The sequence below is a fragment of the Pseudomonas sp. 2995-1 genome (assembly GCF_002742505.1).
Classification (GTDB): Bacteria; Pseudomonadota; Gammaproteobacteria; order Pseudomonadales; family Pseudomonadaceae; genus Aquipseudomonas; species Aquipseudomonas sivasensis.
Map to the genome: position 1 here is coordinate 1 of NZ_LJSA01000126.1, position 252 is coordinate 252.

1 protein-coding gene is annotated in these 252 nt (G+C 34.9%); it reads left to right on the plus strand.

Going from position 1 to position 252, the window contains the following annotated elements; genetic code table 11:
* Positions 1-252: ATP-binding cassette domain-containing protein (locus tag AOA61_RS00380; protein ID WP_143521143.1), on the plus strand; the 252-nt coding region annotated here is incomplete at both ends.

The following is a 252-nucleotide window of genomic DNA, read 5'->3' on the forward strand; positions in this document are numbered from 1 at the left end:
ACTTCAGGTAACGTTCGGATTGATGGTAAGAACCTTGCTCAAATCAATGATCAAGAGTTACGTGAAGTTCGTCGAAAGAAAATGAGTATGGTATTCCAAAAATTCGGGCTTTTCCCTTTCCGTACTATTCTAGAAAATGTGGAATATGGATTAGAAGTTCAAGATGTAGAAAAAGAAGAACGAACTAAAAAAGCAATGTCCTCTTTAGAATTAGTAGGTTTAAAAGGTTATGAGGATCAATATCCTGATCAA